Below are 14408 nucleotides of genomic sequence, written 5' to 3' on the forward strand. Positions count from 1 at the left end.
CCGAGCCCCTCCAGGTCTCGGGCTTTTCAGTCAGCAGATTAATCTTTACTCAATATATTAAGTATCGATGAGTACTCACTATGAAATTTTTAGTTATATTTTTTACTATATTCATGAATATAAGCCACGTTGATGCTAATGTATACTTCGATAATCCTAATGAGGATAATATACAGAATGAAGTCGAAGCGTTAGACTTTGATGTTTTAAAGGAAGCTGGCTCGACTATCAAGCCTGTAGAAAGTTATTTGTTGGGGTTGCTATATGCGCAGGGGTACTCAAAACAAGATATAGAGGTTGATAAGACTAAGTCTGCAAAGTTTATGAATCAGGCGTGGGAAGGCAATGTGGCTGATGCGGGTTACGCATTGGCACAATTCTATTATAATGGCATTGGTGTTCATAAAAGTATTGAAAAAGCAAAATATTTCTTAATGGAGTCAGCTGCGCAAGGCTATTCGAAATCTCAGACAAGTTTGGGTATTGCTTATTGGGGGAAGTCTATTACATTCCCAAATATAGTTAATAATGATCTGGATAAAGCTGAGTACTGGCTGTTGAAAGTTGCGGAAAGAGGCTATGGGCAATCTGCGTCCTCTTTGTCTAAGTTTTATTTGTCACAAGGTCAGGAAGATAAATCATTCCTATGGGCTAAAAGATCTGTCGACGCAAAATTTAAAGGGGTTCAAATGATCAATTTGGGAGATTTGGCTCCTTTTTATGAAAAAGGAATAGGCACCACGAAAGATCTTGTTTTGGCTTACAAATATTACGATCTATTAGGTACAGCTGGTGTAAAAGAAAAAAATAGAATTGCGAAAGATATGACTGATACTGAGATCGAGAAAGCTATTCAACAGTCGCGTGCTTGGCAAGAAGAACACAATATATTCGTGCCTAGTTATAATGGTCTTCAGCATCAACCTGATGGTAGCTACCGTTAGTAGACTAAGTCCACCCCAGTGTTGTGCAGACAGCCCGAGCCCTTCCAGGGCTCGGGCTTTTCGTGGTTGGGGCTTTCAATGCTGGCTGATGATCGTGAGTCAGCTCCGACGAAGGGGAGCGGGTGCCATGGGTCTGTAGCAGGGCAAGGCGATCAGGATGGCCCGTGACTCGCTAGCGCATGGGCGAGAGAGGCTGGCTGCAGTTCTGCTGGCGCTGGTCGCCATGAGTGAGCGTGAAGAGGCTGCATGGTTGCGCAATGGTCGCCTGCATGACTGAGAGGTCAGGAAGTGCGGCATGCGAAAAAAGGAGACATCGCTGGTCAATAATGAGGGGTTTCATCAACGTGATGACTCTGTCATTTCACTCAGTGAAAGGGTCGTTTATAATATTAGTTTAAACTGATTCAAAGTGTCAGAAGAAATGTCGTCGCGTAATGGGCAACTGTCTTGTCATATTTGTGTTATCCAATCTCGGTATTTTTGTAACACTTTTGTTCCAGTATGGTATATGGCAGCATGTCATTGTTCTGATGGTGTTTTCCAGACCTGCGTGCTAGGTGGTGGCGAGTCGGGAGTGGCGGGGCAGGATTGAGTCCTTACTATCGCTCCAGGGTAGGTACGGCAGGCCTCCCTGTCAGATGATTGCGACACCATGGGAGATGGCGCCGTCCGCTCTGCGGCGTGGCAAGCATGGCGTTAATCGTTATTTAAACGATATTTGCCTTGCGTTTCTTGCTGGAATCTCCACCTGCAATATGTTTCCATATTCGCGTCTGCGCTAGAACAAATATACAGATTTACCTTCTATGTATCGTCAACGCTTTTCCTTCTGTATGCCCGCCGCAAGATGTCACCTATTTACGGTATCGAGCACGTCAATCAGAGGGTAGTGGTGGCAAGACGTTGTCTTGATTTATCTGACAGGGAAGCAGATTGATGTCAAGAAATGGCGGCATGTCCTTACCAGGCGGTGAAACCTTGAAGACTTCTTTTATTGCCATTGTCGGGTCATTGGTGGTAGGGCTCCTGCTGTTGAGCGGTTGCAGCTCTGCTCCGGACACAGGCCCTGCCGACTACACGCCGCCGCCGATCGAGCGCTTCGTCGGCACGCTTCCCTGCCAGGATTGCCGCCTCATCCGCGCGGACCTGACCCTGCATCGCGATTCCGAGAGTGGCAAGCCCACGGCGTACTTCCTGCAGGAAGCTCACGTCGATGCCATCGGGGGCGATTTCGTGACCACGCAGTGGGGCGACTTCGAGGCCGAGACCTCTGACAGCACTACCTATCTGCGTCTGGAGCGGGATGCGCCGCTGATGCTCAAGATGGAAGAGGGCGGCGACACCCTGGAGTTGATGGGGCAGCAGGACACTGATAGCGATTACCAGTTCACCCGTGCCGAGCCGCTTGGCTGAGGTTCATCACGCGTTGCGCAAGGTCTGCGCACGGAGAGTATCTGACATGGATTCGTCCTTTGACATTGAAGCCTTCATCCGTCAGCGCAAGCAGACTCGCGTCGTCAGTGATCTGTTGTATGACAATGCGTCGGATTATCTGACGACGCTGGGGGCCTTGATTCGCCCACAGATGATCTTTGGCGAATACCTGCAAGGGGCGCCGCGCGGTAGCGGCCGTGAGGCACAGCATGCCTTCAAGGAATTCACCGCTCTCTATGACTCCACGGCCAATGCCGAGCCTTTCCGCTTGCTGCAGGAGCTGGATGTGCCGCTGGAGCTTCTGAGCACCGCCCCGCGCCTTTATCCGCATGAATATGACGTACGCCTCACGTCCACCGGCAAGGTGATTCGCGTCACCAGCCCCACACGTTGGGTCGTGGGCTTTGACGGCTTCTCGCTGCAGCGCTTCCGCCACATCATCAAGGACCCCAATCGCAGCACGGCAGAATTGCTGCGCTACGTGGTGCACTACCTGATGCTGTTCTATTGCGTCAATCGTGCCCCGGGCCTCGGGCGCCTGTTGCTGGGCCTGCGCTTCCCGGTCAGTTTCGAGAAGCTGGACGAATTCGGCAGCATGCCGTTCTGCGTGGTGGGGTCGCCCATCCGCTCGCACTTGCCGGAGCAGGACACCATCCTGCGCAGTACCGAAATCGCCGGCAACGACACCTTTGAAGAACTGATCGATGTCGCGGATATCGAGTCGATGGATGACGCCGTCAAGCAGCGGCTACTCAAGGCGATAGCGGCAGTCTGACAGGCTGATGTCGCTCAAAGATGCGCCGGACGGCTCAGTTTGATCCCCCATTTTTGACACGCGCAATCACTTCACAACAGCACATAAGGAAATGCCCCATGGCGGAGAGGGATAGCACACAACACAAGCTGGGACGCATTCGCGCACCACGCGTCCAGATCACCTATGACGTCGAGATCGGTGACAGCCAGGAGCAGAAGGAACTGCCGTTTGTGGTCGGTGCCGTCGGTGACTACACCGGCAACCCGCTCAGCCCGCCGCCCAAGCTCAAGGACCGCAAGTTCGTCGCCATCGATCGCGACAACTTCAACGGCGTCCTCAAGGGCTTGAAGCCGCGCCTTGCCTATCGCGTCGACAACACGCTGAGCAAGGATGGCACCCAGCTGCCGGTGGAGCTGAACTTCAACTCGCTGGAAGACTTCGAGCCGCAGAATGTCGTCAAGCAGGTCGAGCCGCTGCGCAAGCTTCTGGATGTGCGCAACAAGCTCGCCGATCTGCGCAACAAGATGGGCGGCAACGACAAGCTGGAAGAGCTGTTGATGGACGTGCTGCAGAACAGCGAGAAGCTCAAGACGCTGGGCGACGAGTTCGGTCGCGAGCAAGCCGTGCGCAAAGACGACAACTGATTGCGGAGTCAGACCATGAGTGACAATCGTAGTGAATCAGCCACAGTGGCGCCGCAAGCGCAGGATGCCGTCTTCGCGCCGCAGTCTTCCTTGCTCGACAGCATCATCTCCGAGAGCCGCGTGGCGCGCTCCGAGACTGAACGCACCCGTGCGCGCGACCTGATCGAAGAGCTGGTCGCCCAGGTGCTGGATGGCGAAGTCATGCCCAGCAAGGACCTCATCGCCGTGCTGGATGCGCGTATCGCCGAGATCGACGCGATGCTCTCCGAGCAGATGAATGAAGTCATGCACGCCAGTGAGTTCCAGAAGCTGGAATCCTCCTGGCGCGGTCTGCGCTATCTGGTCGATCAGACCGAGACCGGCAGCAACATGAAGATCCAGATGCTCAACGCCACCAAGAAGGAATTGGTGCGTGACCTGAAATCGGCGCCGGAATTCGATCAGAGCGCGCTGTTCAAGAAGGTCTACGAAGAAGAGTACGGCACCTTCGGTGGCGCGCCGTTCGGCATGCTGGTCGGCGATTACGAATTCTCGCGCAGCCCGGAAGACATCTATCTGCTGGAGCAGATCTCCCACGTGGCCGCCTCGGCGCACGCCCCCTTCATCTCCGCGGCGTCACCGGAGCTGTTCGGCTGGGACTCCTTCACCGAGATGAGCGGTCCGCGTGATCTGTCCAAGATCTTCGACACCGTCGAATACGCCAAGTGGAAGTCCTTCCGCAACTCCGAAGATGCGCGCTACGTCGGCCTGACGTTGCCGCACGTGCTGGGACGTCTGCCGTATGGCCCGGACACCACGCCGGTCGAGGAATTCAACTTCGTCGAGAACGTCGATGGCCGCGAGCACAACAAGTATCTGTGGATGAACGCGGCGTACGCCATGGGCTCGCGCGTGACCGACGCCTTCGCCAACTACGGCTGGTGTGTCGCCATTCGCGGTGTCGAAGGCGGTGGCCTGGTCGAGAACCTGCCGACCCACACCTTCCAGACCGACGATGGCGAAGTGGCGCTGAAGTGCCCGACCGAGATCGCCGTGACCGATCGTCGCGAGAAGGAGCTGGCAGACCTGGGCTTCATCCCGCTGGTGCACTGCAAGGGCACGGACTACGCCGCCTTCTTCGGCACCCAGTCCGCCCAGAAGCAGAAGACGTACAACACCGATGTAGCCAACGCCAACGCGCGCCTGTCCTCGCAGATGCAGTACATCTTCGCCACCTCACGCATCGCGCATTACATGAAGGCGATCATGCGTGACAAGGTCGGCAGCTTCGCCTCGCGCACCAGTGTCGAGCGCTACCTGAACGACTGGCTGTCCCAGTACGTCCTGCTGGACGACAACGCCAGCCAGGAAGCCAAGGCGCAGTTCCCGCTGCGTGAAGCACGTGTCGAAGTCGCGGAAGTCCCGGGCAAGCCGGGTGTCTTCAAGGCCGTGACCTTCCTGCGTCCGCACTACCAGCTGGATGAACTGACCGCCTCGCTGCGCCTGGTCGCAGAGCTGCCGCAGTCCACTCGCAGCTGATGGCGTCTCGTCACTGAAGACCCCTCGCTCTTTTCCCTGCGTGTCCTGCACGCCCGCATCGTCAGACTGGCCAACGCCAGCCTGGCGATGCGGTATATCGCCGAAAAGGAGGCGTTATGCGCATGAATGGCACCCGCCGCCTCATTCCCACCTTGTGGGATCGGTTGCAGGACGATGCACCGCATCAGGGAGAGGCCGCGGAGGAGCAACGCTTCGTCAGTCTCGACGAGTACAAGCGCACCATCGTGCGTGACCTCGAGATTCTGGTGAACACGCGCAGCGAATTGCTGGGAGGTCGCTTGAATGACTTTCCCGTGCTGCGCGGCACGGTGCTGGGCTTCGGCCTGCCGGATTTTCTCGGCCGAGGCCTGCACAGCAGTGAAGATCGCCGCTTGATCCAGCGTCAGCTGGAGTACGCCATCGAAAGCAATGACCGTCGCTTTCGTAACGTGCAGGTCAAGCTGCTTGACCAGGACGGCCAGGATCGCCTCTTGCGCTTTCGCGTCGAGACGCTCCTCGTCCTCAAGGATGCAACGCGGCAAGTGGCGTTCGATGCCGTGCTGCATGCCGACACTCAGCAATACAAAGTGCAGAACCTTTCCTGATGCTTGATGAACTGCTGCCTTATTACGAACAAGAAATCTCGCACCTGCGCTTTCTGGGCCGGGAGTTCGCACGTGAGTACCCCAAGATTGCCGCACGACTGCAATTGGAAGGCGACCACTGCGAAGACCCGCACACCGAGCGTCTGGTCGAGTCCTTCGCGTTCCTGTCGGCACGGGTTCACAAGAAGCTGGATGATGATCTGCCGGAAATCGTCGAGGCCTTCCTCGATGTGCTCTACCCTCATTACCTGCGACCGACGCCTTCGCTGTCGATCGCACAGCTCGACCCCGGTGAGCAGACCTCGCTGACCGGGCGCTATCAGGTCGCGCGGCATACCGAGATGTTCTCGCGCCCGGTGGAAGGCGTGGCCTGCCGTTTCCGTACCTGCTATCCGGTGGATGTGTGGCCGCTGCGCGTGGAAAGCGCCGGCTTCTCGCTGTTGGAACGCTCGGCCTTCAATGGCCGCGACAAGGACAGCGTCGCGCGACTGGATCTGGCCTTCGAGGCCCTCAATGACCAGTCGGTGGGCAGCTTCGGGATCGACCGCCTGCGCCTGTTCCTGGACGGCGAGGGTGCCCTGATGCACCCGATGTACGAACTGCTGTTCAACAACCTGACTCGCCTGAGCGTCAGCTTCGATGAAGGCGGGCAGCGTCGTGAAGTCTCGCTGCCGACGGACTCGCTCAAGCCGGTCGGGTTCGCGCCCGAGGAGGGGCTGATCGACTACCCCGAGCGCTCCTTCCTCGGCTATCGCCTGCTGCACGAGTACTTCACCTTCCCCGACAAGTTCATGTTCTTCGATGTCGAAGGGCTGACACGTCTGTTGGCGCGCGCCAGTGGCACGCGCTTCGAGCTGCATTTCCACTTCGCGGACTATGCGCTGGACGAGCGGCTGTCGCGGCTGTCCCAGAGCCTGGGGCGCAATCACTTCCGCCTGGGCTGCACGCCGGTGATCAACCTGTTCGAGCGCCAGGCCGAGCCGATCCTGCTCACGCATACCCAGGCGGAATACCCGGTAGTCGCCGATGTGCGCAACCCGCACGGCGCCGAGGTGGTCTCGATCGATCGCGTCACGCGCGTGCAGAAGACCGCCGAGCGCGATCACGTGCGCTATTGCCCGCCGTTCTTCGAGCCGCAGGGCAGTGCACCGTCACGTGAGACCAGCTACTGGCTGTCGCGGCGGGTGCCTTCCGCCCGTGAGCGGGATGCCGGCACCGAGCTTTTGCTTCGCCTGGCGGACCGCGAACTGAACGCCATCGAAGCCACCAGTGACGTGCTGAGCCTCAAGCTGACCTGCAGCAATCGTGATCTGCCGCAGCGCCTGAGCTTCGGCCATCCGCGTGGCGATTTCACCCTGCCGCGCGAGCAGGTGGTCAAGGCCATCCGCTGCCTGCGCAAGCCGACGCCCTCGGCGCGGCCGCCGATGGGCAAGGGCGTCATCTGGCGTCTGATCTCGCACCTCTCGCTCAACCACCTGTCACTGGTGGAGCGCGGCCGTGAGGCGCTGCTGGAAATGCTCTCGCTCTACAACTATCGCGACCTCGAAGCCACGCGTCGTCAGATCAATGGCATCGCCAGCATCCACAGTGAGCCGGCGATGACGCGGATCGGGCATCCGCGCCCGGCCTTCGTGCGCGGAATCGGCATCACCCTGGAACTGGATGAACAGGAATTCATCGGTAGCGGCATCTACGTGTTCGGCATGGTGCTGGATCACTTCTTCGGGCAGTACTGCTCGCTCAACAGTTTCACCCGGCTGACATTACGCAGTCGCCAGCGCGAAAAGGACGTCGTGACATGGCCCGCCAGAACCGGCACTCAGCCCCTGGTCTGATCGACCAGGCGCGCGCTGAGCCATACCGGTTCAGCTTCTTTCAGCTCGTACGCTTGCTGCGGCTGCACTACAGCCGTGCCGGTCGTCTCGAACCCGAGCTGCGCCCGCACGAAGACCCGCTGCGGTTTCGCAGCCAGTTGTCGCTGAACTTCCCGGCCAGCGAAGTGAGTGACCTTGTCTTCGAGAGCGAGACGCTGCGTTCGCCCACCGACCAGCCGCTGACCCAGGTGCAGGTCACCTTCATGGGGTTGGTCGGGCCGTCTGGCGTACTGCCGCGGCCGTATACCGAGACACTGATCGACCGCCACGTGCAGCTGCGCGATGACGGCGCCCATGCCTTCTTCGATCTGTTTTCGCACCGCATGACGGCGCTGTTCTATCAGGCGTGGCAGAAGTATCGCTTCCACGTCGAGTACGAGCGGCGGGGGCAGGCCGATATCGAGCGCCAGTTGCACGCGCTGTGTGGCCTGTCGGGTGCCTCGGCCGAGCTATTGTTTGCCCCGCAGGCGCCGTTGGCACTGCCTGCCGCCAGGACGTCAGTCGAGGCGCCGGAGGTGGACGAGAACCGCGACAACGCGGCGCCCAGCTGGGGCATTGGCAGTCAAAGCGGCGGCAGTCAGAACCGTGACAACCACGGCACTGACGAGCAGCGCGCCGGCAGCCGCGAGCTGCCGCGTGAGCTGTTCTCCTTCTTCGCCGGGTTGCTCGGGCAGCGGCCACGCAATCAGCAGAATCTCGAGACATTGCTGGGCGTGTTCTTCGGTGTGCCCTGTCAGGTGAAGCCGTTTCAGGGCCGCTGGCTCGACATCAGTGAGCCGGAACTGACGCGCCTGGGTCAGGCAAACGCGCGTCTCGGCCAGAGCGCCGTGGCCGGCAAGCGTGCCTGGGACTACCAGTCCTGCCTGCGCATGGTCGCTGGCCCCCTGCGCCTGGCGGACTTCCGCCGTTTTCTGCCCGGGGGTGAAGACCACCTGCGCATGACGGAATTGATCCGTTTCTATGTCGGGCCGGAGCTCGATTTCGAGCTGGAATTGCAGCTCGACCCCAGTGAAGTCCCGTCGGCCCGCCTGGGAGGTGCCAGCGGCATCTCGCTGGGTCGTCTGGGTTGGCTGGGCCAGACACCACGCAGCACCTCGGGAAGTGTGCTGTTACGAATCCCCTTCGATGGAGTGACCCCGTGAGTCTCAAGACGCTATTCGCCAAGCTCAATGATGTCAGCCGCGGTGCCATGGAAGAGGCGGCGGGTCTGTGCCTTGCCAAGCGCCAGTATGAAGTCGATGTCGAGCATCTGCTGATCAAGCTGCTGGATGGCGATGACAACGACCTGCTGCGCATCGCGCGTCACTACTCGCTGGGCCTGGATCAACTCGCCGATCAGCTGGATCGCTCGCTGGAGCGCCTGAAGACGGGCAGCACCGCGACGCCGGCACTCTCACCGCATATCACGCGGCTGATCGAGAAGGCCTGGCTGATCGCCTCCATCGACCATGAGGTCGCCCATATCCGCAGTGGTCACCTGCTGCTGGCACTGCTGGAAGACCCGGAACTGGCGCGCGTGATCCGAAGCGACATGCCGGGTCTCGAGAGTCCTTTCGTGCGCATCGATGTCGCGGACCTGCGTCTGCACTTCACCAGCCTGTTGGCTGCCAGTCCCGAAGCCGAGCTGTCCCAGCCGTCTCAACATGCCCCGCGCGCGGGTGAGTTGACGTCAGGCGAGGGCGCCAGCGCTGCCCGCCCGGGCAGTCACAAGACCCCGGCGCTGGACCAGTACACCATCGACCTGACCGCCAGTGCGCGTGACGGCAACATCGACCCTATCCTGGGGCGTGATGATGAAGTGCGCCAGATGATCGACATCCTGACGCGTCGGCGTCAGAACAACCCGATCCTCACCGGCGAGGCGGGGGTCGGCAAGACGGCGGTGGTCGAAGGCCTGGCGCAGAAGATCGTCGCCGGCGAAGTGCCCGCGCCGCTGGCACGCGTCGAGCTGCGCACCCTGGATCTCGGCCTGCTGCAGGCCGGCGCCAGCGTGAAGGGCGAATTCGAGCAGCGCCTGAAGGATGTGATCGAGGAAGTGAAGCGCAGCCTGCACCCCATCATCCTGTTCATCGATGAAGCCCACACCCTGATCGGCAGTGGCGGTCAGGCAGGCCAGAACGATGCCGCCAACCTGCTCAAGCCGGCCCTGGCGCGTGGCGAGCTGCGCACCATCGCCGCGACTACCTGGGCCGAGTACAAGAAGTACTTCGAGAAGGACGCCGCCCTGGCGCGTCGCTTCCAGGTCGTCAAGGTCGAGGAGCCGGCCGAGCCGCAGGCCATCGACATGCTGCGTGGGCTGGCGACGCGCATGCGCGATCACCACAAGGTCGAGATTCTCGATGACGCCATCGTGCAGGCGGTGCGTCTCTCCAGCCGCTATATCACCGGGCGTCAGCTGCCCGACAAGGCGGTCAGTGTGCTGGATACCGCCTGTGCGCGTGTTGCGCTGGGCCAGCAGACCACGCCAGCACCGCTGCAAGATGCCCGTCAGCGCCTGCGTGATCTCGAGGCCGAGCGGGAAGCGCTGGCCCGGGAACACGAGCGCGGCGATGACGGCCATGCCCCGCGTCTGGACGAGATCGACACGGAAGTACTGGCCATCACTGCTCAGGTCACGGCGCTGGAAGCCGACTGGACGCGTCAGCGTGAGGCCGTCGAGGCGGTGCTCAAGGCCGACGCCGCTCTGAACAAGATCAATGATGAGGCCAACGACGCGGCCAATGACGCGGCCCGTGAAAGCGCACTGGAAGAACTGCGCGCCGCGCGTGCGGTGCTGGAAGAGGCCGGTGGCGAGGCGCCGCTGGTACACGCCTGTGTCGATGGCAATGCCATCGGCGAAGTCGTCGCCGCCTGGACCGGCATCCCGCTGGGCAAGATGCAGCGTGACGAAATCGACACCGTGCGTCGTCTGCCGGCGCTGTTGGGCGAGCGCGTACTCGGGCAGGACCACGCACTGGAAGAGATCGGCAAGCGCATCAGCCTGTCGCGCGCCAAGCTCGAAGACCCGAACAAGCCGATCGGTGTCTTCATGCTGCTCGGCCCGAGTGGTGTCGGCAAGACCGAAACCGCGCTGGCCCTTGCCGATACCCTGTATGGCGGTGAGCGCAATCTGATCACCATCAACATGTCCGAGTACCAGGAAGCGCACACCGTCTCCTCGCTCAAGGGCTCGCCGCCCGGCTATGTCGGCTATGGCGAAGGCGGCGTGCTGACCGAAGCCGTGCGTCGCAAGCCGTACAGCGTGGTGCTGCTCGATGAAGTCGAGAAGGCGCACCCGGACGTGCTGGAAGTCTTCTTCCAGGTGTTCGACAAGGGCGTGATGGATGACGGGGAAGGGCGCGAGATCGACTTCCGCAACTGCGTCATCCTGCTGACCTCCAATGTCGGCACCGACGAGATCATGAACCGCTGCCTGGGCGTGGCGACTCCGCCGGCGCCCGAGGCGCTGGTCGAGGGCCTGCGCGATACCCTCAATGGCGTCTTCAAGCCTGCCTTCCTCGGCCGTCTCAAGGTGGTGCCCTACTACCCGGTGCACAGCGACATCCTGGCGCGCATCGTCGACCTCAAGCTGTCGCGTCTGTCCGCGCGCTTCACGCGCAATCACGGCGCCCACCTGAGCTTCGACTCATCGCTTGCGCATCATATCGCCGAGCGTTGCACCCAGACCGACAGTGGTGCACGCAGCATCGACCATCTGCTCAGCGGTTCGATGATGCCGCCGCTGGTGGAGTGGGTGCTGGAGCGCATGGCCGATCAGCAGCCGGTGGGCGACATCCGCATCGCGCTGGATGACGCCGGCCAGTTCACCTACGAGATGCAGTGAGGACCATCACATGCCAGTCCGGGGATATCTCTTGAAGGCTGCCCAGCGCGCCAGGTCACTGCGCCCGCGCCATTGGTTGCCGGCCATGCTGTGCGCCAGCCTGCTGCTCGGTGGCTGTGGCGTCGGCAGCCGCCTGGGCCAGCAGATGGACGGCACGGTGGGCGACATCCTGTTCAGTCAGGACGAGACGGTCGCTTTCACCCTCGATGCCGATGAATCACTCAATCCGGATGTCGACGAGGCGTCGCTGTCGGTGGTGGTGCGCATCTATCAGCTGGATGCGCGTGAAGCCTTCGCCAGTGCCTCGCCCGATGGCCTGTGGGACCACGCCGACAAGGTGCTGGGTGACACGCTGCTGGATACCCGCGAAGTGGTGATGGTGCCCGGCGGGCACGTCGTGGATGAGGCGCCGCTGAAGCCGGGTGCCCGTTACGTGGCGGTCGCGGCCTATTTCCGACAGACCCCGGACACGCGCTGGCGCGTGCTGTTCGATGCCGATGCGATGCGCAAGGACGGCCTGTTCACCTCACCGGATGGCGTCGAACTGACCTTGGCCGATCACTACATCACGGTGGCGCCCGACAGCGAAGACCTGCTGGCGACGGCGACCCAGCCCTGACACCCGGGCCACGAACCGCGTGGCTGACACGTCATCGGTGACACCGGACGGACTTTATAAAGGATGGATTCGTGAGCAAGCATAATCGCGTGAGGTGGTCCGAGGGCATGTTCCTGCTGCCCCAGCACTTCCAGTATCAGGACGAGTATCACCAGTGGCAGCTCGGCGAAGCCAGCACGCGCAGCGGGCCCTTTGCCTTTGGCGTGCAGCGTCTGGAAATCGATGAAAGCGCGCTGGCCCAGGGTCGCCTGCAGCTGAGTCGCCTCAAGCTGGTCTTCCCCGACGGCACGCTGTTCGATGCACCGCAGCACGATAGCCTGCCGCGGGCGCGCGACCTGGGTGAACTGGCGGGCCACAGCGAGATCAAGGTGCACGCTGCGCTGAGCCTGGTACAACCCTACGCCGGCAATGTGCAGGAAGATGAGCAGCAGCGGGGCGCGCGTCGCCGCTTCCGTCAGCGCTTCGACTCCCTGCCGGATCTGCTGGACGGCGATGGCGAGAACGAGCTGAGCCTGCTGGAACTCAATGTGCGTCTGCTGCTGGAAGGCGATGACCTGGAAGGCAGCACGCATTGCCCGCTGGCCGTGCTGACGCGCAATGCCGCCGGCGGATTCTCCGTCTCGCCGCGCTTCGTGCCGCCCGCGCTGCATCTCTCGAGCAGCGAGACGCTGATGGCCATGGGCCAGCGCCTGGCCGGCATGCTGCAGGCCAAGCACGAGACCTTGTCAGGCCGTCGCCGCGAGCGCGCCGATCAGGTCGCCGAATTCGGCTCAAGCGACGTGGCGCTGTTCTGGCTGCTGCATACGGTCAACCGTGCCTACCCGGCGCTGGCGCATCTGCTGCAACACCCGCAGCAGCATCCCGAGAAGCTCTACACCTTCCTGTCGGATCTGGTCGCGAGCCTGATGACCTTCTCGATGGATTACCGCCTGAGTGACCTGCCGCCGTACCGCCATGAAGACCCGGTCCAGTCATTGACGACGCTGGAAACCATGGCGCGCGAGCTGCTGGATACCGTGGTGCCCAACCAGTACATCCCCATCGCGCTGGAACAGACCAAGCCGTCCTATTACATCGCCCATCTGCACGATGCGCGCCTTGCCGACGCTGACTTCTATATCAGCGTGCATGCCGACATGCCCGGTGCCAAGTTGCTGGAGCTGGTGCCGCGTGCCTTCAAGGTCGGCTCGCCGGATGACATCGAAGTGGTGGTCAACAGCGCCATGCCCGGCGGCTCGCTGGTGCATGCCTCGCGTCTGCCCACCGCGATTCCCTCGCGTCTGGACAACCACTATTTCGCGCTGGAACCCCAGGGGCGCATGTACGAACGCATGATGGCCGCCCAGGCCATCGCCTTCTATGTGCCCGGCGGCTTCCACAACCTCAAGATTGAATTGATGGCGGTGCTGAAATGAACCAGTACACGGCAACCCGGCCGAATGACGCTGCCCAGACCGGCAGTGCCCAGTCTGGCAGTGCTCAGCCCAACGGCGCGGCGGCGCCGGCGGATACGCGTCTGCGCACGCTGTCCCAGGACTTCTTCTCACTGATCCTGATGATTCGTCGCGGCAGTGAAGCGCGCAACGTCGATGAATTCCTGACCCGTGTCGCCGACTACTTCCGTGAGCTGGAAGCCCAGGCGCTGGCCGTCGGTTACAGCATGGACCAGGTGCGTGACGCCCAGTACGCACTGTGCGCCTTCCTCGATGAAAGCGTGCTGGGCGCCGGCGCCAGCAACATTCGCCAGCACCTGGAACTGCACCCGCTGCAGTACACCTATTTCGGGGTGCATCTGGCCGGTGAGGGCTTCTTCGAGCGCCTCGAGGCACTGCGCACCGACGTCAAGGCCAACCTGGATGTGCTGGAGGTCTATCACCTGTGTCTGGCGCTGGGCTTCGAAGGCAAGTTCCGCCTCGAACACCGCGATCAGTTGCGCTACGTGGCCAGCACTCTGGGCCAGGATATCGCGCGCTATCGCCAGTCTTCCGCCGTGCTGTCGCCGGGTTGGCAGCTGCCTGACCAGGTGGGCCAGCTGCTGCGTTACGAAATTCCGGTGTGGGTCTACCTGCTCTTGATCGCGCTGTGTTGTGGCGCGGTCTATCTGGTGCTCGACAACCTGCTGGATGCTCAGGTCACGGCGCTCATCGAGCGACTGTCGTCCCTGTTCGCAACGACATGAGGCGTGACTGA

12 protein-coding genes are annotated in these 14408 nt (G+C 61.1%); all 12 read left to right on the plus strand.

All coding sequences use genetic code 11. The features are described 5' to 3' along the window. Positions 1-80: 80 nt before the first annotated feature. Entirely contained in the window at positions 81-944 is an 864-nt protein-coding gene (locus QD356_RS03685) for a tetratricopeptide repeat protein (RefSeq protein WP_192838017.1), read from the plus strand. A 978-nt stretch (positions 945-1922) separates the two neighbouring features. Further along, positions 1923-2357: a copper resistance protein NlpE N-terminal domain-containing protein gene (locus QD356_RS03690; RefSeq protein WP_192838018.1), complete on the plus strand. Its 435-nt coding sequence runs from the start codon at positions 1923-1925 to the stop codon at positions 2355-2357. Between the two features lie 46 nt (positions 2358-2403). After that, a complete protein-coding gene (locus QD356_RS03695; RefSeq protein ID WP_107335073.1) occupies positions 2404-3153 on the plus strand; it encodes a hypothetical protein in 750 nt (249 codons plus the stop codon). Positions 3154-3251: 98 nt separating this feature from the next. Next, the gene (tssB, locus tag QD356_RS03700; protein WP_077377258.1) at positions 3252-3779 is read left to right on the plus strand and encodes a type VI secretion system contractile sheath small subunit; all 528 of its coding nucleotides are present in this window, start codon (positions 3252-3254) and stop codon (positions 3777-3779) included. Between the two features lie 15 nt (positions 3780-3794). Next, positions 3795-5297: a type VI secretion system contractile sheath large subunit gene (gene tssC / locus QD356_RS03705; protein ID WP_107335072.1), complete on the plus strand. Its 1503-nt coding sequence runs from the start codon at positions 3795-3797 to the stop codon at positions 5295-5297. A 122-nt stretch (positions 5298-5419) separates the two neighbouring features. After that, positions 5420-5902, plus strand: a complete 483-nt coding sequence (gene tssE / locus QD356_RS03710; RefSeq protein WP_107336591.1) for a type VI secretion system baseplate subunit TssE — start codon at positions 5420-5422, stop codon at positions 5900-5902. After that, positions 5902-7737 (plus strand): type VI secretion system baseplate subunit TssF, encoded by a 1836-nt coding sequence (gene tssF, locus QD356_RS03715; RefSeq protein ID WP_107335071.1) that lies wholly within the window; start codon positions 5902-5904, stop codon positions 7735-7737. The genes tssE and tssF overlap by 1 nt, the downstream gene beginning before the upstream one ends. Beyond that, positions 7701-8918: a type VI secretion system baseplate subunit TssG gene (gene tssG, locus QD356_RS03720; RefSeq protein ID WP_192838019.1), complete on the plus strand. Its 1218-nt coding sequence runs from the start codon at positions 7701-7703 to the stop codon at positions 8916-8918. Before tssF ends, tssG begins: the two co-directional genes overlap by 37 nt. Continuing rightward, complete coding sequence (gene tssH / locus QD356_RS03725) at positions 8915-11599, plus strand: type VI secretion system ATPase TssH (RefSeq protein ID WP_192838020.1); 2685 nt, start codon at positions 8915-8917, stop codon at positions 11597-11599. The genes tssG and tssH overlap by 4 nt, the downstream gene beginning before the upstream one ends. A gap of 10 nt (positions 11600-11609) precedes the next feature. Beyond that, positions 11610-12218 carry a type VI secretion system lipoprotein TssJ gene (gene tssJ / locus QD356_RS03730; protein WP_192838021.1) on the plus strand — a complete coding sequence of 203 codons (609 nt, stop codon included), beginning with the start codon at positions 11610-11612 and terminating at the stop codon, positions 12216-12218. 71 nt (positions 12219-12289) lie between these two features. Further along, positions 12290-13633: a type VI secretion system baseplate subunit TssK gene (tssK, locus tag QD356_RS03735; protein WP_192838022.1), complete on the plus strand. Its 1344-nt coding sequence runs from the start codon at positions 12290-12292 to the stop codon at positions 13631-13633. Next, positions 13630-14397, plus strand: coding sequence for a type IVB secretion system protein IcmH/DotU (gene icmH / locus QD356_RS03740; protein ID WP_192838023.1), 768 nt, complete (start codon positions 13630-13632; stop codon positions 14395-14397). Before tssK ends, icmH begins: the two co-directional genes overlap by 4 nt. The last annotated feature ends 11 nt before the right edge of the window (positions 14398-14408 follow it).

It is taken from the genome of Cobetia sp. 2AS (assembly GCF_029846355.1).
In the GTDB taxonomy this organism is placed as follows: Bacteria; Pseudomonadota; Gammaproteobacteria; order Pseudomonadales; family Halomonadaceae; genus Cobetia; species Cobetia amphilecti.